Here is a 23,114-nt window from a genome sequence, read left to right on the forward strand (position 1 = left end):
TCAAGACGAGGAAGGACAGTATAGAATAAATCATGCCTGTCTCAACATGAGACGCTCTTTAACCAATTTTTCGGGCTTCCCTATTATGAAAAGCTTAATGTTTGTTTTTGGTCTTACATTATTACAATCATTTTTTGTTTTTCCCATCAACCCATCGCTATCAGAGGAGACGGAGATGGCGATAGAACAGGCGGCGGCGACTCACAAAAATACGAAATACGTTGCGGCTGTTCACTATTGCGAGAAAGAACTAAGAGATGATTTTGGTGATATTCGCTTTAAAAGAAATTGTGGAAAATTTACTTTTATGGCTCGCGAAACTAAAGAGGATGCGCTTGAGCAAGCAATTTATTGGGCAAAAGTACATAGTATGGTAGGAGGTACAGAAAGGGCAGAAATAACCGTACAGTTGGCAATTTCAAGTGACTGTATTCTTTCAAGTTGGAGGTATATTGATCACGAAAGAAAGTGGACGGAGGGAAAACTATTGGCTTTAAAGGCTGGAAAGAGAGAAGATTTAATAAAAGAACTTGATTCTTACAGAAGTAAATATTCTGATTCATGGGGTAATGTTTCTTGCATGGCTCAAGATGTGTTGTCGCGCCCCAATGCCGGTGGAGTAAGTTATTCGCAAATTGGTACTTTTGTCGTCGCTAAGATACTTCGCAAAAAAGAGAAAAGCGTCATCAAACAATATAAACTTCGATCGGGTAGTTTTATAACTAATCAATCACAGAAACAAACTAATCAACAAAATGTTCCAACACCTGGCTCTGGGAATCCTATCAATACTAACAATCAAGGCGAAAACAACTCTACAAATCCACTTAATATATTTGGAAATACGAACAATAGAATTAACCAGACTACGAATGAAATCGATAGAACTCGCCGAACCGTAGAAGGTCTTATCAATATATTCCGTTAATTGTAAGCTCCAAAATAGTTTTCTGCCTTTGTAGAAACTATTACTCGAACGCATCCCCTTCAAAAAAGCAAAAAAGATATCAGGGCAAGAGGAATGGACGTAGAAAAGCCACCATAGTAAATTAAAGCTATGGTTCGATGAGTAAGCCTAACCCTCATACTGGTTAGGCTTTTCTCTACCTTTGCAAACAGATAGTTAGTACGGGAGAAAATCAATGAAATTTGAAAATTTAAAAACAATGAATCCAATGAAATCTTTATCTTATATCCTCATAGGAACTGTATTTAATGTTTTCTCTTTGAGTGTATTGGCACAAAACAATCCGGGTAATTGCAAAACTTTAATAGACAAAGGAACAGTAGTCCCAGAAAATGTTAGCTGTTCTTTTGTCAACCGTGACAAGGTAGCAACAATCACTCAAAGCCAGTCTATTCTAGTCCTTAAAAAAATTGAAGATTTGGCTAATCCTATAAGAGATAGCTTGAAACAAGAAAATCAAATGGGTTTGGTTGAGCCCGGTACTAAAATTAAAATAGTTGGAGAAACTATAACGCCTAATTTTATGTTGAACTATACCAAAATTGATATTTTGCAAGGTAGATTAAAAGGTAAAACTGGATGGGTATCTTCAAACGCAATTATCCTGAGATAACGACGAAGTTGGCGTTGCATCCCTGCGGGATGATTTATAATTAAAGAGGAAATTTTATAACAGCGATCGCTATAAAACAAACGTGCTATCTTATTTCTAGAATTATTGCGATTGCTAATCTTGTAGGGTGAGCATTGCCCACCTTATTTTTTTAGTTTATTTTGGTCTATGGAAATACCATCAGTGCGATCGCTGATCTTGTAGGTTGGGTTGACAACTCCGAAACCCAACACAACAATTATAATTAAAGAAGTCTCTAGAATGCCAACAGCCTTACAATCATCAAAATGTATTATTCTCTGTCAAATACTCTCTAATTGTTACCGACCGATTCAATTACTTCGGTATGATAGTAAAAGAAAAGAGATATTTGTTATAGCTGGAGAACAAGGAACAATTGAAATAACTATTTTTGAAGGAGGAAACTGGAGATATGATGTCACCAAAACCTAATTTTAAAACTATGAGTCTTCAGGAACTAAGAAGTTATGTTTTAACTCATAGAGACGATGAGGAAGCTTGGCAAGAATTCGCTAACCGTCGTCGTCCCAATGCTATCTATTTTGAGGTAGATATGTCTTTATTAGAACAGGAAACTAAACTTAATGAACTCCTTGAGAAAAAACTCAATGACTAACTTAGTAAAATACTAATTTCTGAATTTCTTCTATTTGGAAATAAGCAAGGTTGGAAGAAGAAAAATGAAACAAAATGCCCACCTTACTTCTCTCAGATTAGTTATTGTTTTTTTATGCACATCATTTCTCGTAAAGCATTGCATCAATTCTGGGAGAAATATCCTGATAGTAAAAATGCTTTAACTCGTTGGTTTAAACTCATCAAATCTGCCAATTTTCAAAACTTTGAAGAATTACGTTCTGTTTTTCCGAGTGCTGCCTAAGGCAATTGAGATTTCATCAAACTCTTGTTTGATTTCTGTAATTGTTTTTTGAGCTTTTTCCGGTAAGATTTTCATAGTACCAATATACCCTACATCGATTTATTTGTAAAGTTTATTTATTCTTACTGCCTAATCTGTCACCGATGACAAATAATCTGTCACTGTACAGGTACAAATCGGGATGACAGGATTTGAACCTGCGGCCCCTTCGTCCCGAACGAAGTGCGCTACCAAGCTGCGCTACATCCCGTAAGCGATCGCTCCTTATCTATATTACCACGCTCTTTGAGATACACTAAGTAAAGATAATTCCAGCACAGGAGTATGTACGGCGTGGCGGTTAAACCAGAATGGTTAAGGGTAAAGGCACCACAATGGGAACGGGTGGGCAGTGTTAAAGAGATATTACGGGATTTAGGCTTAAATACGGTCTGTGAGGAGGCATCCTGTCCTAATATTGGGGAATGCTTCAATGCGGGAACGGCCACCTTTTTAATTATGGGGCCTGCTTGTACCCGTGCTTGTCCCTATTGTGACATTGATTTTGAGAAAAAACCCCAAGCTTTAGACCCCCAAGAACCCCTAAACCTCGCTGAAGCAGTCCGCAGACTTAAACTAAATCATGTGGTCATTACCTCGGTTAACCGTGATGATTTGCCAGATGGGGGTGCATCTCAATTTGTGCGCTGTATTGAAGAAATTCGCAAACTTTCGCCAAAAACTACGATTGAGGTCTTAATACCTGATTTATGTGGCAATTGGGAGGCTTTACGCATCATTATAGAAGCAAATCCCGAAGTGTTAAACCATAATACGGAAACCGTTCCCCGTTTATATCGTCGGGTACGTCCCCAAGGAGATTATCAGCGATCGCTTTTATTATTACAAAGATCTAAGGAATTATCTTCTCAAGTTTATACGAAATCTGGCATCATGGTGGGGTTAGGAGAAACGGATGAAGAAGTGCGCCAAGTAATGGAAGATTTACGCCAAGTTGATTGTGATATTTTGACTTTGGGGCAGTATTTACAACCATCTTCTAAACATTTAGCAGTACAAGAATTCGTCACCCCGGCTCAATTTGAAGCTTGGCAAACCTTTGGGGAATCTATCGGTTTTTTACAGGTGGTTTCTTCCCCCTTAACCCGCAGTTCTTATCATGCAGAACAAGTACAGAAACTGATGAAAAAATATCCTCGTAAATAGTTTTAATGTTCACTAGAAAGTTTTAGAACTAGGAGATTTAATTAATTCTTCCAACAAAGATAAATAACAATAAATACTTACTTAAGGTGGGCATTGCCCACCCTACAAATATGATACTAGAGAATTTAATTAATTTAAGAAATATAAAAAATTTAAGAGATTTAGAATATTGGTTATTTAATTGGGAAATTCCTGCTTATATTCATTGGTATGGTGCAAGTCAGTATAATAGTGAATTAGTGATTGCTTTATTAAAATATTGGCATGAAAAATATGGTAGTTTTTGATGTAGGGGTCAACGGCCGTTGACCCCTACTATTTTTCAATCATAAAGAATAATTCCCCTGTTTCATCTGTGTTGGATCAATATTAAACCCATAACGTTCTCGAATTAAATAAAGAGGACGCTGTTTAACTTCTTCATAAATTCGGCCTAAATATTCCCCAAGAATACCCAGCGTAATTAATTGTATTCCTCCAATAAATAACATTGTCACCATTAATGAAGCATATCCAGGTACATCAATACCTAAAATCAAGGTACGCATAATCAGAAAACTACCATAGAAAAAGGCTAATAAAGAAATAATTCCCCCCAGATATGTCCAAACTTTCAAAGGAATTAAACTAAAAGACGTAATCCCATCTAAGGCAAAATTCCACAATTTCCAGTAATTCCATTTGGTAGTTCCTTGATGGCGGTTTGGTCGATCAAATGTAATATAAGTCTGTTTAAACCCAACCCAAGCAAACAAACCCTTCATAAAACGGGTTCTTTCCGGCATTCTTTTTAGCGCGTCCACTACCCGTCTATCTAATAAACGAAAATCCCCCGTATCACGAGGAATGGGAACACTACTAATACGACTAATAATGCGATAAAAGGCATTAGCAGTCAATTGTTTAATAAAACTTTCCCCTTGTCTTGAACGACGTTTCGCATAAACTACATCATAACCCTCACGCCATTTAGCGATCATTTGTTCAATTAGTTCAGGAGGATCTTGTAAATCAGCATCAAGGGGAATCATCGCTTGTCCTTGGGCATTTTCTAACCCTGCTGTTAAAGCAATATCTTTACCAAAATTGCGAGATAAACTAACAACTTTAATGGCCGGATAACGATGATGATAATCAATTAAACGCTGTAATGTCTGATCTTTACTGCCATCATCCACACAAACTACTTCATAGGTGACGTTAAGAGTATCTAAAACCCCTAGCAGTCTCTCAAACAGTAGATCAATACCTTCCTCTTCATTGTAACAAGGGAGAATAATAGAGATTTCAACTTGGTTTAGGTTAAATGACATCATAATGAGTAACTTTCTTGAGAGATTTTTATATTTTTTTATGAGATAAAAAGACTATATCGGTTACTATGACTGAGGGCAAGTCATCAAGGTTTCTGTATTTATGGATTATCAAGACGCAGGGGTTAATATTGAAGCAGGTCGGTCTTTTGTGGAAAAAATCCGCAGGGGGGTTGAAAGTACCTATCGTCCTGGGGTTTTAGGGGGAATAGGAGGGTTTGGAGGCTATTTTGAATTACCTACAGGGTATCATAACCCCGTTTTGGTGTCTGGCACGGATGGAGTCGGTACAAAGCTAAAAATTGCCCAAGGGTTAAATTCTCATCAAACCATAGGCATTGATTTAGTTGCCATGTGTGTCAATGATATTTTAACCTCTGGGGCTGAACCTTTATTCTTTTTAGATTATTTAGCAACAGGTAAATTAAACCCTCAACAATTAAGCGATGTGGTAACAGGAATTGTTGAAGGATGTCGCCTGAGTGGTTGTGCATTATTAGGGGGAGAAACGGCGGAAATGCCTGGTTTTTATGGGGCGGGAGAATATGATGTGGCTGGTTTTTGTGTGGGAATTGTTGAGAAGAATCAACTTTTAAATGGTTCTCAGGTAAATATTGGTGATGTTGCTATTGGTTTAGCCAGTAGCGGTGTTCATAGTAATGGCTTTAGTTTAGTTCGTAAAATTGTTGAAGTTAATGGCTTAAATTGGGATGATCGCTTTGATATTTTAGGGGAAAAATCTTTAGGAGAAGTGTTATTAACGCCTACTCAAATCTATGTTAAACCTATCCTTGAAATTTTAAAATCTGACATCAATATTCATGGGATGGCCCATATTACGGGGGGCGGTTTACCGGAAAATTTACCCCGTTGTTTAAATCAAGGACAATCAATTCAAATTGATCCTAATAGTTGGGAGATATTACCTATTTTTAATTGGATAGCTGATCTGGGAAAAGTAGAAAAATCTGCTATGTTTGAGACTTTTAATATGGGGATTGGATTTGTCGTAATTGTTCCATCAACTCAAGCAGAATTAACCTTAAATTGGTTTAAAAATAAAGAAATTTATGCTTGTCAAATTGGGGAAGTAATTGAAGGAAAAGGGGAGTTACTGGGATTAGGTATAAACGACTTGACACAACCTTAGCATCATTTTAATTCTTTAAAACAATTGGCTAAAATTGTCGAAGGGACACAAGGGGAAACAAGTAATTTATGCGGTTACTCTTAATTGAAGATGATCCGGATTTATCAAACTCAATAAAAGCGGAATTGAAACGTGCAGGTTATGCTGTAGATGTTGCTTTTGATGGAGAGCAAGGAGAATTTTTAGGCATGACTGAAAGCTATGATGTTGTTATTCTAGACCTGGGTTTGCCAAAAATATCTGGTTTAGAAGTATTAAGACTTTGGCGTGAAGCAGACAACAATGTACCTGTAATTATATTAACGGCACGAGATTCCTGGCATGAAAAAGTCGATGGTTTTAAAGCTGGTGCTGATGATTATCTCGGCAAACCTTTTCATTTTGAGGAACTTTTAGCCCGTATTCAGGCAATTCTTAAACGGGTTCAACATCGTCCCCAAGAAAAACTTAGCGCGTTTGGTATTGAACTTGATGAAGAGCAACAAACTGTATTAATTAATGGTCAAGAGCAGGTTATATTAACAGCTTTAGAATTTCGCTTGTTACGTTATTTAATGACCCATCCCAACAAGGTTTTAAGCAAAAACCAGCTAATGGAACATATTTATGAATATGATGGTGATCCAGGAAGTAATGTTATAGAAGTTTATATTAACCGATTGCGGCATATTGTGGGTAAAGATTTAATTGTTAACCGTCGTGGTCAAGGTTATATATTCGGTGAAAATATATGATGTCTTTACAACAACGATTAAATCGTGGTTTGATATTAATCCTCTGTGTTGTGTTGTTTCTTCAATGGTTAGCCTCTGATCTGGTGATTAGTGCTGTTGTAGAAAAACAAATGACTACTCGCTTGACTCATGACGGTGATTCTCTAATAGACACCCTGATCCCTAATAGTAAAAATCAATTGCTTTTTAATAGTTTTCATGTCGGTTCAGTCTACGAGCAAGCATTTTCAGGACACTATTATGTAATAGTCATTGACAAGAATTTATATTACTCAAAATCTTTACAAAATATACCTTTGAAGGTTAAACATTTAGATGCTGGAGAAAAAAATCTTTATCATCTTAAGGATGGACCAAAACATCAACCATTGCTTGTTCTGGGACGTAATTTTAATCGATTAGGACATCAAGTTAGTATCAGTATTGCTGAAGATTTAACCAATATACATCATGATATTTCTGATATTCGCCTTGCTTATTTGGGTTTATGTTTAATAATTCTGTTGTTATCAATTGTTTTGCAAACCATCAATGTTAAACAATCTTTACAACCACTTAAGATTATCCAAAAACAATTGATAGATGTTACTAACGGTAAAGAACAACAAATTACGGTGAAGAAAGTACCAAAAGAAATTAAGCCGTTAGTAATTGAAATTAACCGTCTGTTATTGTTAGTGGTTCGCCGTTTGCAACAATCACGCACAGCTATCGGAAATCTGGCCCATGCCTTAAAAACACCACTTGCAATGTTATTTAGAATTGCAGAAAACCCCATTTTTATCGAGCATCCTGAATTACAAGAACAACTGCTAACACAGACATCAGCTATTCATCGTTATATTGAACGTGAACTGAAACGCGCCCGTATTTCTGGTGGTCAGCAAACAATTACCGTATTTAATCCTCATCAAGAATTGACGGCACTAATACATTTATTAAAAAAAATTTATGCAGAAAAAAATTTACAAATTGAACTCAAATCACCTAATGAGTTAGTTAATTTTGACAGAGAAGATTTACTCGAACTGATCGGTAATTTGCTAGACAATGCCTTTAAGTGGGCCCAACAACGTATATTAGTTGAAATCAGTTTTACAGATAATTTAGTCGTTGCGATCGCGGATGATGGTCCGGGATGCAAGGAGGCTGATATATCATTACTTCCCCAACGTGGATTACGATTAGATGAATTAATTAAGGGACATGGCTTAGGCTTAACAATTGTTCATGATATTGTTGAATTCTATGGCGGTTCATTGGATTTTAGCCGCAGTCCGCAATTAGGTGGCTTTCTGGTCACGGTGATTTTACCCTTAGCCCAAAAAAATTGGACATAGTTGACCTTTTTAAGTTTCAATTTAACTACGCTTGCTAGGTTGGTCTAGAAACAGAGATTAGAATCACTCACCTGACGGGGTTATACCAATTTCCTAAATGTAAGCTACACATCTTTGTACTGTAGGGGTCAACGGCCGTTGACCCCTACACCAGACACATCTGTAGTCGGATTTTGAAGAATTGGTATTAAAGGCAACGGGCAAAGGGTGCAGGCCTTGCATGGGGATTTAAAAGAATAATTTTGAATTTCCCGCAGGGGTTGACTCTAATCTTCCCTAACCAGAAAAGCGAATACTGTTATGACAAGCCCTTTTTCAACTTTCACTAGCTCTGACACATCTACACTTACTGGAGCTCTTTTAGCTGCTAATTCAGGAATCACGATCAATAATAGTTCAATAGTTTTAGACGCATCGGCACAAGAAGCAGTCAATTTTTATGATGGTTCCCTTTCCCCATTAGGCATTGGTGCAGGATTATTGCTTACTTCCGGGACTATGCCTGGCACGACAAACACCGTCGGCTGGTTTGGTACTGATAACAGTGCTAGTAGTGGCTTTAACAATGGTGATGCGGACATCAATGCAGTAGTAAATACGGTCTTCCAAACCCAATCTTTTGATGCCACAAGCTTATCATTTGATTTTAGCGTCGCTGATCCGAATGCCACATCAATCAGCTTTGATATTGTGTTTGGTTCTGATGAATATCCCGAATGGGTTGATGCTTTTGTTGATTCAGCCGTTGTCATAGTTAATGGTGTCAACTATGCACTATTTAACCACGATCCTAACCATCCTTTAAGTGTTGTCAGTTCAAATTTGGCCGCTGGTTATTTCCAAGATAATGCCAACAACGTTTTACCAATTGAATATGATGGTGTTAGCCATGTATTAAAAATCGTTGCGCCAATTAATGTAGGTGGTGCAAACAACCATATTAAAATCGGCATTGCTGATACAGGCGACCATATTTACGATAGTGGTATATTTATTTCTAATTTATCAGCAGGTAATATTCCCGGCTCAGGTGTGGTGATAACGCCCCCTAGTTCCGGCACTGACAACAGCGACAACCTGACTGGAACATCGAAAGATGAGTATTTTGACTTAAAAGCGGGTGATGACATCTGTTACGCTGGTTCAGGCGATGACATTATCGTAGCGGGTGCGGGTAACGACACCATTTATGGCGGTAGTGGCAATGATGAAATCAAAGGCGATGCAGGTGACGATGTTTTAGATGGTGGTGATGGCCTCTCAGATACTGCCGTCTATGCTGGAAATAGCAGTGATTATAGCCTTACATTTAACGCGGATGGTAGTTATACCATCTCTGACAATAAAACAGGCACAGCATCCGAAGGCAAGGACACTTTGCTAGGTGTGGAACTCGTGAAGTTTAGCAATGGACTATTTGCATTAACGCCAGATGGTCTGAGTTCAGTTACCAATCCTAACCAACCGCCTACAAATACCCCTGGATCAGTCATTATCAGTGGCATTGGTTCAGCAGGAAGCGTCCTAACTGCGACGGTGAGCGATCCTGATGGGGTTTCGGGTGCTATCGGCTATGAGTGGCAAATTTCAGCCGATAATGGTGCAAGCTGGAACACTGTAAGCAATGACAGTAATACTTACACAGTTACTGCGGCTGATGTCGGCATGATGGTTCAAGTTGTGGCCAGTTACACCGATAATGGGTCTATACTCGAAACTCCTGTTAGTGCATCCAAAGAAATACTGGAAACGAATAATGGTGATTTGGTTGTCACATTGATGCAGCTTAAAGCACCTTTGGGTACTAGCACGATCAATCCATTAACAACCTTAATTCAAGATGCCATTGATTTAGGTTTATCCCCTAACCTTGCCGCGTTGAGTGTTAAGAATGTATTAGCTATTCCAGACACTATAAACCTTCAAACTTATGATGCTTACGCAGCTTTACAGGTAAATCCAAGCGACCCAACCGCCCTTCAAGTCGAAAAAGTTGCCGTGCAAGTTGCGATTTTGACATCACTTTCTGATGATGATACTGGCGTAAATCTGACTTCGGCTATTGTTAATGCGGCCACCAATAATAAGGTACTAGATCTTGCCAACGCCAATGACCTAGCGGGTATTCTTGGGCTTGATATTACAGGTTTAACCAAAGAAAATTATCCCCAACCCCTCAAAGAAATTTTCGACCGTAATAAGAGTATGTCCGATGCTATTGCTGACGGTGGCGATGTCAGTGTCATCGAGACAGAATGGCAGGATTTGCTCAGCATCCAGGATGGCATCAATTCAAAGTCGATCTCCGATCTTAGCATCCACGTTAACCAGGCACCGATTGGAACCGCAACAGCCGTCTTAGCTGAAGGCACGGAAGGTTTGGCTTATACCCTTAACGGTGCCGATTTACTGCTCGGTTTCAGTGACTCAGACGGTGGCGTTTTATCAGTAACGGATCTTTCTGCTGCCGTTTCCGGTAGCTTTACCGATAATGCGGATGGTACTTGGACATTCACCCCAGATGCCAATTACAATGGCCCGGTAGAACTCACCTATACGGTCATTGATGGGCAAGGTGGCAGCGCATCTGCCAGCCAACTGTTTGTTATCGCACCGAATACAGTAACTCCGGTCAATAATGATCCCACAGGTTCAGCCATAGCAACTCTAGCTAATGGCACTGAAGACACAAACTATATTATTAGTGCAAATAAGCTACTAGAGGGTTTTAGTGATGTTGATGGCGATATCTTATCAATTTCTGGATTAACTGCCAACAACGGTGGATTAATTGACAACCAAGACGGTACTTGGACATTTACCCCTAATACAAACGACAACGGACCCGTTAACTTAAGCTACAGCGTCATCGACGGTAACGGCGGCAATGTTGCGGCTGACCAAAGTTTCAGTCTAGAGGCGGTAAATGATGCTCCCATCGGCACAGGCACTGCGATCTTGGTTTCTGGCACTGAAGACACCGCTTACACCATTAACAACAGTGATCTGCTACAAGGTTTTAGTGATGTTGATGGCGATATCTTGTCAATTTCTGGATTAACTGCCAACAACGGTGGATTAGTTGACAATCAAGACGGTACTTGGACATTTGCCCCGAATACAAATTACAACGGGCCCGTTAACTTAAGCTACAGCGTCATCGACGGTAACGGCGGCAGTGTTGCTGCTGACCAAAGCTTTCAAGTGCTTGCCGATGTTTTGGGTTCCCCTCCAGTAGCTAATGATGACACAATAGCCACATTGCAGGAAAAACGGGTAACAGTGAACGTACTGGCTAACGACACTGATCTAAATAACGATGGGTTGGCTATTTCTGCTTTCGATTCAACCAGTGTCAATGGCGGGAAAATTGCCCTCAACGCGAATGGCACATTGACCTACTCTCCATTGGATCATTTTACTGGTGTAGATAGCTTTACTTACAAAGCAACTGATGGGCAAAATCAATCAAATACTGCAACCGTCAATATTTTCGTCTTGAATCAAGAGAAAGTTGAATCAAAGGTATCAACCACATTATCGGATACTCAACTCAATTTAAAGTTAGAGGGCAAAGCTAATATCAATGGTACTGGCAATCAATGGGATAACAAGTTGATTGGTAATGAAGGAAGTAACGTTCTTGATGGTAAAAGCGGTAATGACTATCTTGACGGTAAAGCAGGTAATGACACCCTTCTTGGTGATATCGGTAATGATGTCTTAAATGGCGGCGATGGAGCGGATATCTTACTTGGTGGCGACGGTGATGATCTGTTAGTCGGTGGCGCAGGTAAGGATATCCTGACAGGTGACGATGGAGCGGATATTTTCTGGTTTAATACTACCCCCAATACTTTGTTTAATGTTGACACTATTACTGATTTTGTCTCCGGTACTGATAAATTAGTTTTCAGCCGTATCAATCTTGGTGCTTCTGGTCAATTCCACATCGATGATCCCCGATTCTTATCCAATAGCACGGGCATGGCTACAACTACTAACCAACGCTTGATCTATAATCAGTCTAGCGGTCAGCTTTACTACGATAGTAATGGCAGTGCCGCTGGTCACTCGGTTTTGGTTGCCATCTTGCCAACCTCCTCGGCATTAACAGCGTCAGACATTTTGGTAGTTTAACTTGCCCGTTGTTAACTTAGACTGAGGGGTTAGATACTGAGCTAAGCCCCTCATGTTCTCTGTCGGAAAAATTCGGCAATTGCTTATAGTTTTATGAGGCTTTTACTTGCAAAAATCCCATTAAATTTTGCAGGAATTCTTGACTTAAACCATTAGCATTGGTTCCCAGGCTTTCATTCTCCATAACATCAGACTCAGAAGCAAAATTAGCCGTAACCATTGGCAATTCTTCTACTAAATTAACCACCATTAAACGAAAGGCAATCTGTTGTACTTTTTCGATAGGTAATCGTAATTGTTCAGCAACAGCTTTCAAGGAATAATGATCATCGGTAAATTCCCAGACTTGCCATTCTAATTGATTAAGATGTAAATGGGGTTTATTTTTAACGATACTGGTTAAAGAAGAGGAAGAATCAGGTAATTTATCCCTTAAGGCCGACCAATCTTTTAAGGCCCGTAAACCAGCCAAACTTACCTCGGCTCCTGGACTACTTAAGCCAGTGGTTTCTATCATGGGTAAAATACCATGAGAATCAAATTCAAATTGAGCATCAGCAAGAGCAAATAAAGCACAAATTTGCTGCATTACCTGGACATAAAATAAGAGTTTTAGTTGCTCTGCTTGGATTAAATTGTGGGACTTTAAAAATAATCCTAATGGGTTTCCTTGTAGATGACTTTCTGTTAGTTTAGTCGCTGCTTGAGCATTCATCCAACCCCGTTGCACAATTAAGGATAATAACCCTTGATTATCTAAACGGTTACTCGCTGCAATAATTCGCCCTTGACGTAACCAAATATAGTAGGTTTTCTGGGAAGTATTGGAAGATAAGGGGCGTAACGTCAATCTTCCGGTTTTTTGTCCCTGTTCTAAAAATTGAAAAATTTCTGGGAGAGAAAATTCTGATAAATATCCAGTAATTGCCATGGTGACTTCTCTTTTAATCTGCTATCTGTGAATAATATTAAGATTCTGCGGGATAACTCTTAAACCAGACATTTCTGCATTAATTCTTTCACTAAAACCATAACTGCTTGAGCCACAGAACTCTGTTCATTGGCATTAACATTAATTATAATAGGACAGTCATTTTTATCAGGATATCCTAATGCAATGGCAACATTTTCAGGAAACCAAGCCCCAGGACAATCTGTATGAGTTAAGCCAATAATCATGGGGATTTTTGCCCGTTGATTCATAAAGTTAATAATCCGTCTGGCATAACGAAATTCACTGGGACGATGAGCCGCGACTAAAATCATATAGGCATGGGCTTTACAGATTAAAATATCCCACATAAAATCAAAGCGCGATTGTCCTGGTGTTCCATAAAGATGTAAGGCCATTTGAGGACTAAATTGTAAACGCCCAAAATCAAAAGCAACGGTTGTTTTTTGCTTGATTAATTGGGTTTCATCAGTGGCAATTCGATCCGTATCAACTGGTGTTATTTCACTCACAGAGCGAATAAATGTTGACTTGCCCGCCCCTACAGGGCCAGTTACCACCAAACGCATAACTTCCATCAGTTTTTTATCTCCCCGTTATTCTAAAAAAATGGGTTAATTAGGAAGAGAAAGCAGTCATCAGTAAAAGGCTTAATGATTGTCCCTGATGACTGTTCATTCAATGTTTATTTAAGTCATCACTAATTTTAGTTCACTGAGAGCAGTCTTAATTTCTAGAAACAGGATGCCTTGTTTAACGGCTTTACTGGCTAAGACCAAAAATACAGCATCAGAACCACAGCTACTTAAGACTCCATAACCATCATTGCCTTCAACATAAATTCGGTCAATACTACCTCTTGATAATTCTCCACCAATTCTTTCTCCTAAAGAAAGCATCGCTGCAGACATAGCAGATACCCGTTCTTCATCCATATTTACAGGTAAGGTTGAAGCGAGAGATAAACCATCAGGGGTAACTAAAGCTGCTCCTTGAACATCATTTGTCGCAGAAACAAAGTTTTGTAGAATGTGGTTAAGTTTATCAACATTAATGGCCATAATTTTTGTCCTTTTTAGATTGAATTAATGAGTAATTAAAGACAGAAGGGAGAAAGAAAATTACTTTTTTATGCTGTGGCGTGTTGCCCTGCACCCGTAGAAATTAAGCGACGGAATAAGCCCTCCGTCCAACCTGTTTCTTTGAGAACAGCACTGGAAGAAACTTCAACATAAGCTTGCTCAATAAAGGCTAAATCAATCATACAAATTTTGCCTAAAGCATTTCTTAAATCATCATTTTTTCCTTCTGCTTGTAGCTTGTCACCTACGGCTCGCACAACGGTAGCCATCGCAGGAACAACGTGCTGTGGCCCGATGCCAATTTGCACATGAACTAGACCAATTCGCCAGCGACGATCTGCATAAGAATTACCCCATTCATCAATACCTGTAAACATTTCTAGAAACCACTGAACAAAGGTTTCCCGTAAGCGATGTATACGCCCTTCTTTTGCATTAATAATGGCATTCATTTCTGGATCACGTCCGAGATAATTATAGAAGTGATCGGCCATTTCTTCCGCGACTTTTTTGCCCCAGTCTTCTCCTGCTTTCAGTATAGCTTTATCTTCATTACTGAAAACCATTCTGGCTTCCATCTTTGCCATGAATTCTTGTGGATTTAAGGACATATCGGTGATCTCCTGCTAATATTGTTAAGCATTTATTACCTCTGTTTACCAACAGATTGTCTTAGTAATTGACTTTCGTTTAGTTAGGGATTGAGGTTAGGAATTGAGGTGTTTTTCAACATGATTTAATTATGGCAAAATTAGTCCAAAAAACATAACCGAGGCATTACTTATCTTTTATAAACTAATATAAACAGTTTGTTTCAAGACAGACTCAAAAAAGTTTATATTCTCAAATTGTTACCTTTATTAATGAATAATCTTGAAGTTTTAGAATTGGACTTAACAATTAAAATCCTTTATTAATCATGGTTTTCGGGTTTTTGAGACTTAATTAATTAAGGTAATTGAGACAAAAAATATAAAGATTGTTTGTTGATAAAAATTTACGAACAGATTTATGTTTACAATTTGTTCTTGCTTGCCGTAGGGGCGAACGGCTGTTCGCCCCTACGAGAATTGTGCCAGACTACTTATTGAAGGGATAAAAGTATAAAAAGGGTCAGTGTTCCTCAGAAATCGGTTCTACAATAGGTGAAGATACATAACCTTATCCTAAGTGCTATGCTCTCACAAATTGTGCGCCCCCTTGTTCAAACACAAGTTCGCTTGTTGGCCAACTCCCATACCACTCAGACAACCCTGGTTGATACCATTGCCCGTTGGTTGGGTTATATTGGGGTTAGTGCAAAAGTGACTCAATTAGCCCCCGACTGCGATCGCATCAAGGTTTCTTTGACCGTAGGTAAACCAGATTCCTGCGATACTGAAGATTGGCAGCGTATTTTAGAGAATTTGCGATCGCCCCATCATCTTGAGGTGTCTTCTCAGGAAGCCTATTATAAGATGAATGGGTCACAGCAAGTACAAATTGCCCGTCTCTTAGCTTATTTAATTCAAATTAGTGATCCTAAGCAGCAAATCACTTGGCAAGATGTAGAAACTCAATTAACCCCAATGAATCTTGATCCCTTGATTTTAGAGGGAATAAAATCTGCCATGAAAGTCCCTCAATCTCAGGATTTATTGGAAAAAATCGATCCAGATGTCGCAGCAAGTGCTTTTCCTATTGCGGTTAAAATTGCTTGGTTAGATCAAGAAATTAATCCCCATGAAAATCATGCCCTTTCTGCTTTATTGGGAGCGATGAAATAGGAAAATTAACAGCGTTTAAGCTCCCCTAATGTTAAAACAATCTGATCGATCACTTCTCGTAATTGCGAGGGTGATAGGTTTGATTGATTGACCAAAATACTAAATACTAGGGGGGAATAGTTTGGGGGATCAAGATAACCTGATAAAGCTGAAATACCGGAAAGGGTTCCTGTTTTTGCTGCCATTCTCCCCTCAATTATGGTATCTTGAAAACGCTTCTTTAGGGTTCCGCTTTTTCCGGCCACAGGTAAAGAATTACGGTAGATATCCCCTTCTGATGTTTTAAGTATCAAGGATAAAAGGGTGACAAATGCTTCTGGAGTTGCTAAGTTATGACGAGATAATCCCGATCCGTCTTTGAGTTGATAAAGCTCCGGCTCTAATCCTAGGGTTTTTAAGGTTTCTTGGAGGTTTTCTATCGGGGTTATTTCTGAGGTATTAGAGGCAAAAAGATTGAGTAAACTTTCTGCATACAAATTGTTACTATTTTCATTGGCTTTTGTGATGATAGTGGCTAATGATGGAGATTTAATTGTTGTTAATTTCCTTGATTTTTCCTCTGTATCAGTTTGAGTGATTATTGATGATTTAGTGATGATAATTTCTTCTGTTTCTAAGGCATTTTGTAGAGAATCTAAAAAATAATCTGCCGGATCAACAACCGCTAAACCGAAGGTATCGGGTTGAGAATTAATTGCTAATTTTCCTGTAATTGTTAATAAGGGTTGAGCAAAATTTCTCTGAATTGTAATCGAATAAGGGGTGTTTTGAGAAGCGGTTAAAGTTTGATTATTTATTTGCCATTGTTGTCCCGCAATTAAATCTGACCATTCTAATTGTAAAGGTTCATCAATTTCTTGAGGTGTTAAAGTTAAAGTAACTGTATTTTCATTCAGGATTAAACGGTTAACTGCTGTGGCATAATAGAATTGAATATCTTCCCATTCCCAAGTTAAATTAATGGGGGTAATATTGCGCTGATTATCTTCCACAATTAATTGCTCAATTCGCCTAATTCCTTGCTTTTTTAAGGTAGTTGCTAACTGCTTTAATTGTTCCGTTTGTAAAGTCGGATCACCGTTTCCAACTAATTTTAAAACCCTTAAATTAGGGGCAGTTCCTTGGGCATAAATTGGTGTGTTAATCTGAAAGTCAGGGCCAAACTTCACTAAAGCTGCTGCAGTGGTGAAAAGCTTTATATTAGAAGCAGGAATAAAAAACTTTTGCGAATTTATCTCATATAATGTTTCATTATTGTCTAAAGTTTTGACAAGAATTCCCCAAGGCGATCGCTTGACGATTTCCTCTTCAATAAGCTGATCAATTCTTGTTTTTAAATGAGCTTTACAAAATTTTTCAGAGGACTTTTGAGGAATTAATTTTGAGGCTGAATTATTGTTTTCAAAAGCCAGAGAGATTTGAGAAAACTGAGCCGTTAATAAGATCAATAAAAGACTCCATAAAGAGCAAAATTGTCGAAAAAAAATTAACTGAAAAAACAAAGAATTCATGAGTAAATTACATTTAAGTTGTAAGAGAAATTAACCGCTTAATCAGCAAAAATCATTTTATCATTAACAAGTGTCCCCATAAGAGATAAAATACAAAACGAGAGACAGCCAACAAGTTCAATAAATTGACTAAACTACAGGAGAATTATCTACTATGACTTATGATTATGACCTATTTGTGATTGGTGGGGGTTCAGGGGGAATTGCTACCGCCAGACGCGCCGCAGAATATGGGGCTAAAGTAGGATTAGCAGAAGTTGATCGCTTAGGGGGAACTTGTGTTAACAAAGGCTGTATTCCCAAAAAATTAATGGTCTATACTTCTCATTTTCCTTCTCTTTTTCAAGAGGCTCAAGGTTACGGTTGGAGTCCAGTCAAAAGTACCTTAGATTGGGATAAAATGGTAACATCTGTTAATCAAGAAGTAGAACGTCTTAATGGAATTTATCAGCGAATGTTAGATAATTCCAAAGTAGAACTTTATCGGGACTATGGAAAGTTACTTGATCCCCATACCATTGTAGTAGGCGAGAAACAAATTACGGCTGACAAAATTTTAATTGCTGTTGGGGGTCATCCCGTAAGACCAAATATTCCAGGGATCGAACATACAATTATTTCCGATCAAATGTTTACCCTTCCCGAACAACCAAAACGGATTGTAATTTGGGGAGGGGGATATATTGGAGTAGAATTTGCCTGCATTATGCACGGGTTAGGTTCAGATGTGATTCAAGTGATCCGCCGCGATAAAATTTTAAGAGGATTTGATGAAGATCTGCAAGCCACCATCCAAGAATCAATGGAACAACATGGTATTCATATTCTCAAAAACTGTGAAATTACATCCATTGAACAAACATCTCAAGGCTTAAAAATTGCCTTACAAGGGGAACAAAATACGGAGATGGTGTTAGCAGATACCATTGGTTTAGCCGCAACCGGAAGAAAACCTAATATAGAGAATTTGGGCTTAGAAAAGGCGGGGGTTGAAGTCAAAAATGGAGCGATCGCCGTTGACAAATATAGCTGCACCAGTCAACCGAATATTTATGCCGTGGGAGACTGTACCGATCGCATTAATTTGACCCCTGTGGCCATCAATGAAGGGCGGGCCTTTGCCGATACCGAATTTGGCGGAAAACCCCGTTTAATGAGTCATGAAAACGTTCCTTCCGCCGTGTTTAGTTACCCCGAAGCGGCCACCGTTGGCTTGACAGAAGCAGAAGCTAAAGAACAATATGGGGAAAATGCCATCAAAGTGTATCGCAGTAAATTCCGTCCCATGTACTATGTGTTACCAGATAAGCAAGAAAAAACCTTAATGAAACTGGTGGTACATCAAGAAAGCGATCAGGTTTTAGGGGCCCACATGGTAGGAGATCATGCCGCAGAAATTATTCAAGGAGTGGCGATCGCCGTGAAAATGGGGGCGAAAAAAGCCGATTTTGATGCTACCGTTGGCATTCATCCTAGTTCTGCCGAAGAATTCGTAACCATGCGTTAGAAATTCGGCTCCGGGGGCGGGTTTTTTCTCGTGGTGAGATAAACCCCCCGATTCTTAGAAAGGCGATGGCCGAACCATTCCCATAACAAAGCGCGACATTGAAGGCAAGTTAGAGCCTTCAATAGCTGAGTGACCCCTTCTGAGGTGGTTGGATAAGTCCCTGTCAAGCGATCGCCATTAATAACGGTATGGGGCGAAATTTCTGCAACAAAACCATAAAGTTTTTGATTAGAAAAAGAACTATTAATGGCCCAACCCGTTTGATTAAGGGGCGTTAAGTCGATAATATCTGAGTTAAGTATTCCCAGTTCTCGGTAGAGAATTTCTGGTACAGCAGCAGTGGGAGTAGAAGAAGAAGGGACTCTTCCCCCAGGAAAATCAAGAGTTGCCTGTTTAACACCAGGACGATAGGAGGGAGTGGGTAAGAGAAACTGGGCATTTTGAATCGTAACAATGACGACGGAATCAGCCTTTTCGACTCGCCAATAATCTAACACTTGTTGCCGTTCATCTTGCAATTTTTCACCGATTAAAGTTAGCCAAGGCGTATTAATTTCGATAAAACGTTCTAGGACGTGCCAATGGGGCTGATTATTCATCGGTCAATGCAGGTTGAGTTTGTCTTCGATCATAATGGAGATCAAAAGATAGTCACTATTCTAAACTTCCGAGGCCTGACTTCCATCTAGTGGCATTAGGGGTTTATCATTAAATACGGAGTATTATGTGATTCCAACATCAGCTAAACCATAACCTAAAGCATCAGCACAAGAGATTATCCAATCACGAAGATCGCTGAAAAGTATAGAGAAACTCACTATGACGGACGAGCAACAACAACTAGAAACCCCCATAGAAACCCCCCTAGAAGAGTCAGTGAAGGGGACAGAGTCCAGAGAGGAAGCTGAAACCCCAACGGAGACAGCCCTTGAGGTAGAAGTGGAAACAGTCACGGCAGAAGGGACTCAAGAAGAAACTAAACCGGAGCAAGTAATTGTCGCCCTAACCGAACAAATTGAGGCCCTTCAGCAAAAACTCAAAGAACAGGCCGAACAATTTGAGGTACTTAAAAGCAGTCATATTCGGTTAACCGCCGAATTTGATAATTACCGCAAACGCACCGCCAAAGAAAAGCAAGAATTAGAAACCCAAGTCAAATGTAAAACCATTGGGGAACTCTTATCCGTTGTCGATAACTTTGAACGGGCCCGTAACCAAATTACCCCGGCCAACGATGGAGAAGCAACCATTCACAAAAGTTATCAAAGCGTTTACAAAAATCTTGTCGATAGTCTCAAACGGTTAGGGGTTGGCCCGATGCGTCCCGAAGGTCAACTTTTTGATCCCCTCTATCATGAGGCTATGTTACGGGAATACACCAATGAGTACCCAGAAGGAACCATTATCGAAGAATTGGTGCGAGGTTATCTGCTAGGAGAACAGGTGTTGCGCCATGCTATGGTGAAAGTTGCTGCTCCGAAACCGGTTGAAGAAGAAGAAACTTCCCCAAGTCTTACTGAACCAGAATCAGGGGATTAATTTAGGCAATTGCGCCTAAACCATGACGGAGATTAATGGGTAAGATAAATACTAGGAGAAGCCTTTGCCAGAATTACTGAAAGGCCTGGATCACTTCTCCGAACTTTTTTTATTAAGAGATATCATCACTGTGAGAATGCTATGGGAAAAGTCATTGGCATCGACCTAGGGACGACCAATAGTTGTGTGTCCGTCTTGGAAGGCGGAAAACCCATAGTCATCCCTAACTCAGAGGGGGGACGTACTACCCCTAGTATTGTGGGATTTGGCAAAGGAAATCAACGTCTCGTCGGTCAGTTGGCCAAGCGGCAAGCTGTCACCAATGCTGAAAATACCATTTACAGCATTAAGCGATTTATTGGGCGACGCTGGGAAGAAACCCAAGAAGAGCGATCGCGGGTTCCCTATCAATGTGTCAAGGGGCGCGATGATATGGTGAGCGTAGACATTCGGGGGAGTCACTTTACGACCCAAGAAATTTCAGCAATGATACTGCAAAAGCTGAAAACCGATGCGGAAAATTATTTGGGAGAACCCGTCACAGAAGCGATCATTACCGTTCCTGCCTATTTTACTGATGCTCAGCGACAAGCGACGAAGGATGCGGGAACCATTGCGGGTTTAGATGTCTTGCGGATCGTTAATGAACCGACGGCCGCGGCCTTGGCCTATGGTTTAGATAAACAAGATGAAGAACAATATATTTTGGTGTTTGATTTAGGTGGGGGAACCTTCGACGTATCGATCTTACAACTGGGTAATGGGGTTTTTGAAGTTAAAGCAACGGCCGGTAATAACCATTTAGGGGGAGATGATTTTGATAATGTTATTGTTCGCTGGATGGCAGAAAACTTTAAGACGAAGGAAAATATCGACCTCAGTGGCGATAAAATGGCTCTACAACGGCTACGAGAGGCCGCGGAAAAAGCCAAAATTGAATTATCGAGTATGTTGAATACCTCGATCAATCTCCCGTTTATTACCGCCGATGAAACTGGCCCGAAACACCTGGAAACTGAACTGAGTCGATCTCAGTTTGAAGAATTAACCAAACACTTATCTCACGCTACCTTAGAACCGCTTAATCAAGCCCTACATGATTGTGAACTCAACGCGCAAGAACTAGAAAGGGTGATTTTAGTTGGGGGTTCCACAAGAATGCCCGCAATTCATCGTGTGATTCAACAGGTATTCCCCAATAGTCAAATGGACCGTTCGATTAATCCTGATGAGGCCGTTGCTTTGGGGGCCGCCATTCAAGGGGGAGTTTTAGGGGGTGAGGTCAAGGATGTACTGTTATTGGATGTCACACCTCTCTCTTTGGGCATTGAAACCCTAGGGGAAGTCTTTACGAAAATTATTGAACGCAATACCACTATTCCTACCAGTAAGTCTCAAGTTTTCTCTACCGCAACCGATGGTCAAACCTCAGTGGAAATTCATGTTCTCCAAGGGGAACGGGCCATGGCTAAGGATAATCGTAGTTTGGGGAAGTGTCTTCTGGCAGGCATTCCCCCCGCCCCCAGAGGAGTCCCCCAAATTGAAGTAAGTTTTGATATTGATGTCAACGGGATTTTAAAAGTGGCGGCCCAAGATCAAGGGACGGGTAAAGAACAGACGATTATTATTAGTCATACAGGAGGGTTGAAATCTGGCGAAATTGAGCGAATGCAGCAAGAAGCTCAACAATTTGCTGAACAAGATCGTCGTCGGATGCAGATGATTGAAGTCCGAAATCAGGCGGATAGTTTATTCCATACCTATGAAACGACTCTGAATGAAAATGCTGAATTGATCCGTGATGAGTTGAAATTCCAGAGTAAACAAAAGAAAGAACAACTAGAGGCCGCTTTAAAGAATTCTGGCATGAGTCTAGAAAAAATAAAAGCCTATGTTGATGAGTTTCGGCAAATTATTCTGGCTATTGGTACGGAAGTCTATCAGCAAGCAAGTCCCAATAAAGGGTTCCAAGAGACATTTAATACCATGGGGGAACCTTTGACCACTCAAATTACGCCCCAACCCCAAACCCAGTCATCCTTTGGTACGACTATGCCCTATCAAACCACTGCTTCTATTGATCTTGACTCCCTCCCTGATCTTAATGATCTTGATGATATGGACTCAGAAGATTTAGAGGTGACCTTTAGTTTTGATGAGGATGAAACTATTGCTAATGATTATGAAGCCGTTGATTAAAGAAGGTATAGCACTACGTGCTAGGGAACAAGCAACAGTAAGCTGTCACTGCATTTCAGGAGGTAGGAATGTCAAACACCTTAATGGGTAGTGCTATAACTATAGCGTTTCCTAGACTCATGAGGTACACATCAATTTTTTGACTATTGCCTGTTCCCTGTTCCCTGTTCCCTGTTGCCTTTAAACCCTCACCC

The 23,114-nt window shown here is 39.7% G+C and carries 22 protein-coding genes and 1 tRNA gene; 15 read left to right on the top strand and 8 right to left on the bottom strand.

Annotated features, from left to right (window positions below; all coding sequences use genetic code 11):
• The first annotated feature begins 175 nt into the window (after window positions 1–175).
• The 5 genes from VB715_RS00620 to VB715_RS00640 all read left to right on the top strand — a co-directional run bounded on the left by VB715_RS00620 (window position 176) and on the right by VB715_RS00640 (window position 2,481).
• Window positions 176–928, top strand: a complete 753-nt coding sequence (locus tag VB715_RS00620; protein ID WP_323299260.1) for a hypothetical protein — start codon at window positions 176–178, stop codon at window positions 926–928.
• A 214-nt stretch (window positions 929–1,142) separates the two neighbouring features.
• The gene (locus VB715_RS00625; RefSeq protein WP_323299261.1) at window positions 1,143–1,580 is read left to right on the top strand and encodes a hypothetical protein; all 438 of its coding nucleotides are present in this window, start codon (window positions 1,143–1,145) and stop codon (window positions 1,578–1,580) included.
• Between the two features lie 261 nt (window positions 1,581–1,841).
• Window positions 1,842–2,033: a DUF6888 family protein gene (locus VB715_RS00630; protein WP_323299262.1), complete on the top strand. Its 192-nt coding sequence runs from the start codon at window positions 1,842–1,844 to the stop codon at window positions 2,031–2,033.
• Window positions 2,014–2,217, top strand: a complete 204-nt coding sequence (locus VB715_RS00635) for a DUF6887 family protein (protein ID WP_323299263.1) — start codon at window positions 2,014–2,016, stop codon at window positions 2,215–2,217. The genes VB715_RS00630 and VB715_RS00635 overlap by 20 nt, the downstream gene beginning before the upstream one ends.
• Before the next feature lie 114 nt (window positions 2,218–2,331).
• Entirely contained in the window at window positions 2,332–2,481 is a 150-nt protein-coding gene (locus tag VB715_RS00640; protein ID WP_323299264.1) for a hypothetical protein, read from the top strand.
• Between the two features lie 176 nt (window positions 2,482–2,657).
• Here the strand turns inward: VB715_RS00640 and VB715_RS00645 are convergent.
• A tRNA-Pro gene (locus tag VB715_RS00645) sits at window positions 2,658–2,731 on the bottom strand.
• Window positions 2,732–2,814: 83 nt separating this feature from the next.
• Between VB715_RS00645 and lipA the strand changes: the two genes are divergently transcribed.
• Both lipA and VB715_RS00655 read left to right on the top strand, forming a co-directional pair.
• Window positions 2,815–3,687 carry a lipoyl synthase gene (lipA, locus tag VB715_RS00650; RefSeq protein WP_323299265.1) on the top strand — a complete coding sequence of 291 codons (873 nt, stop codon included), beginning with the start codon at window positions 2,815–2,817 and terminating at the stop codon, window positions 3,685–3,687.
• Window positions 3,688–3,797: 110 nt separating this feature from the next.
• On the top strand, window positions 3,798–3,974 hold the full coding sequence (locus VB715_RS00655) for a hypothetical protein (RefSeq protein ID WP_323299266.1): 177 nt from the start codon (window positions 3,798–3,800) through the stop codon (window positions 3,972–3,974).
• Between the two features lie 39 nt (window positions 3,975–4,013).
• Here VB715_RS00655 and VB715_RS00660 read toward each other — a convergent pair whose 3' ends face one another.
• Window positions 4,014–5,000 (bottom strand): glycosyltransferase family 2 protein, encoded by a 987-nt coding sequence (locus VB715_RS00660; RefSeq protein WP_323299724.1) that lies wholly within the window; start codon window positions 4,998–5,000, stop codon window positions 4,014–4,016.
• A 103-nt stretch (window positions 5,001–5,103) separates the two neighbouring features.
• On the opposite strand from VB715_RS00660, the gene purM reads away from it, so the two are divergent.
• The 4 genes from purM (at window position 5,104) to VB715_RS00680 (ending at window position 12,364) form a co-directional block, all read left to right on the top strand.
• Complete coding sequence (purM, locus tag VB715_RS00665; RefSeq protein ID WP_323299267.1) at window positions 5,104–6,150, top strand: phosphoribosylformylglycinamidine cyclo-ligase; 1,047 nt, start codon at window positions 5,104–5,106, stop codon at window positions 6,148–6,150.
• 68 nt (window positions 6,151–6,218) lie between these two features.
• Entirely contained in the window at window positions 6,219–6,884 is a 666-nt protein-coding gene (locus tag VB715_RS00670; RefSeq protein ID WP_323299268.1) for a response regulator transcription factor, read from the top strand.
• Window positions 6,881–8,224, top strand: a complete 1,344-nt coding sequence (locus VB715_RS00675) for a sensor histidine kinase (RefSeq protein WP_323299269.1) — start codon at window positions 6,881–6,883, stop codon at window positions 8,222–8,224. The genes VB715_RS00670 and VB715_RS00675 overlap by 4 nt, the downstream gene beginning before the upstream one ends.
• 300 nt (window positions 8,225–8,524) lie before the next feature.
• The gene (locus tag VB715_RS00680) at window positions 8,525–12,364 is read left to right on the top strand and encodes a cadherin-like domain-containing protein (RefSeq protein ID WP_323299270.1); all 3,840 of its coding nucleotides are present in this window, start codon (window positions 8,525–8,527) and stop codon (window positions 12,362–12,364) included.
• Window positions 12,365–12,455: 91 nt separating this feature from the next.
• Here the strand turns inward: VB715_RS00680 and VB715_RS00685 are convergent, their stop codons facing one another.
• The 4 genes from VB715_RS00685 to VB715_RS00700 all read right to left on the bottom strand — a co-directional run bounded on the left by VB715_RS00685 (window position 12,456) and on the right by VB715_RS00700 (window position 15,009).
• A complete protein-coding gene (locus tag VB715_RS00685) occupies window positions 12,456–13,295 on the bottom strand; it encodes a DUF4388 domain-containing protein (RefSeq protein WP_323299271.1) in 840 nt (279 codons plus the stop codon).
• Between the two features lie 59 nt (window positions 13,296–13,354).
• Window positions 13,355–13,894, bottom strand: coding sequence for a GTP-binding protein (locus tag VB715_RS00690; protein ID WP_323299272.1), 540 nt, complete (start codon window positions 13,892–13,894; stop codon window positions 13,355–13,357).
• A gap of 111 nt (window positions 13,895–14,005) precedes the next feature.
• A complete protein-coding gene (locus VB715_RS00695; protein ID WP_323299273.1) occupies window positions 14,006–14,377 on the bottom strand; it encodes a roadblock/LC7 domain-containing protein in 372 nt (123 codons plus the stop codon).
• 68 nt (window positions 14,378–14,445) lie between these two features.
• On the bottom strand, window positions 14,446–15,009 hold the full coding sequence (locus tag VB715_RS00700; RefSeq protein ID WP_323299274.1) for a protoglobin domain-containing protein: 564 nt from the start codon (window positions 15,007–15,009) through the stop codon (window positions 14,446–14,448).
• 564 nt (window positions 15,010–15,573) lie between these two features.
• On the opposite strand from VB715_RS00700, the gene VB715_RS00705 reads away from it, so the two are divergent.
• Window positions 15,574–16,164 carry a hypothetical protein gene (locus VB715_RS00705; protein WP_323299275.1) on the top strand — a complete coding sequence of 197 codons (591 nt, stop codon included), beginning with the start codon at window positions 15,574–15,576 and terminating at the stop codon, window positions 16,162–16,164.
• 5 nt (window positions 16,165–16,169) lie between these two features.
• Here the strand turns inward: VB715_RS00705 and dacB are convergent, their stop codons facing one another.
• Complete coding sequence (gene dacB, locus VB715_RS00710; protein WP_323299276.1) at window positions 16,170–17,675, bottom strand: D-alanyl-D-alanine carboxypeptidase/D-alanyl-D-alanine-endopeptidase; 1,506 nt, start codon at window positions 17,673–17,675, stop codon at window positions 16,170–16,172.
• Between the two features lie 154 nt (window positions 17,676–17,829).
• Between dacB and gor the strand changes: the two genes are divergently transcribed.
• Window positions 17,830–19,182, top strand: a complete 1,353-nt coding sequence (gene gor, locus VB715_RS00715) for a glutathione-disulfide reductase (RefSeq protein WP_323299277.1) — start codon at window positions 17,830–17,832, stop codon at window positions 19,180–19,182.
• Here the strand turns inward: gor and VB715_RS00720 are convergent.
• The gene (locus VB715_RS00720) at window positions 19,179–19,781 is read right to left on the bottom strand and encodes an NUDIX hydrolase (RefSeq protein ID WP_323299278.1); all 603 of its coding nucleotides are present in this window, start codon (window positions 19,779–19,781) and stop codon (window positions 19,179–19,181) included. The two genes, gor and VB715_RS00720, sit on opposite strands and share 4 nt — an antisense overlap.
• 220 nt (window positions 19,782–20,001) lie before the next feature.
• Here VB715_RS00720 and grpE point away from each other — a divergent pair, with 220 nt between their 5' ends.
• Both grpE and dnaK read left to right on the top strand, forming a co-directional pair.
• Entirely contained in the window at window positions 20,002–20,721 is a 720-nt protein-coding gene (gene grpE, locus VB715_RS00725) for a nucleotide exchange factor GrpE (RefSeq protein WP_323299279.1), read from the top strand.
• A 141-nt stretch (window positions 20,722–20,862) separates the two neighbouring features.
• A complete protein-coding gene (dnaK, locus tag VB715_RS00730) occupies window positions 20,863–22,920 on the top strand; it encodes a molecular chaperone DnaK (RefSeq protein WP_323299280.1) in 2,058 nt (685 codons plus the stop codon).
• The last annotated feature ends 194 nt before the right edge of the window (window positions 22,921–23,114 follow it).

The organism is Crocosphaera sp. UHCC 0190 (assembly GCF_034932065.1).
Taxonomy (GTDB): Bacteria; Cyanobacteriota; Cyanobacteriia; order Cyanobacteriales; family Microcystaceae; genus UHCC-0190.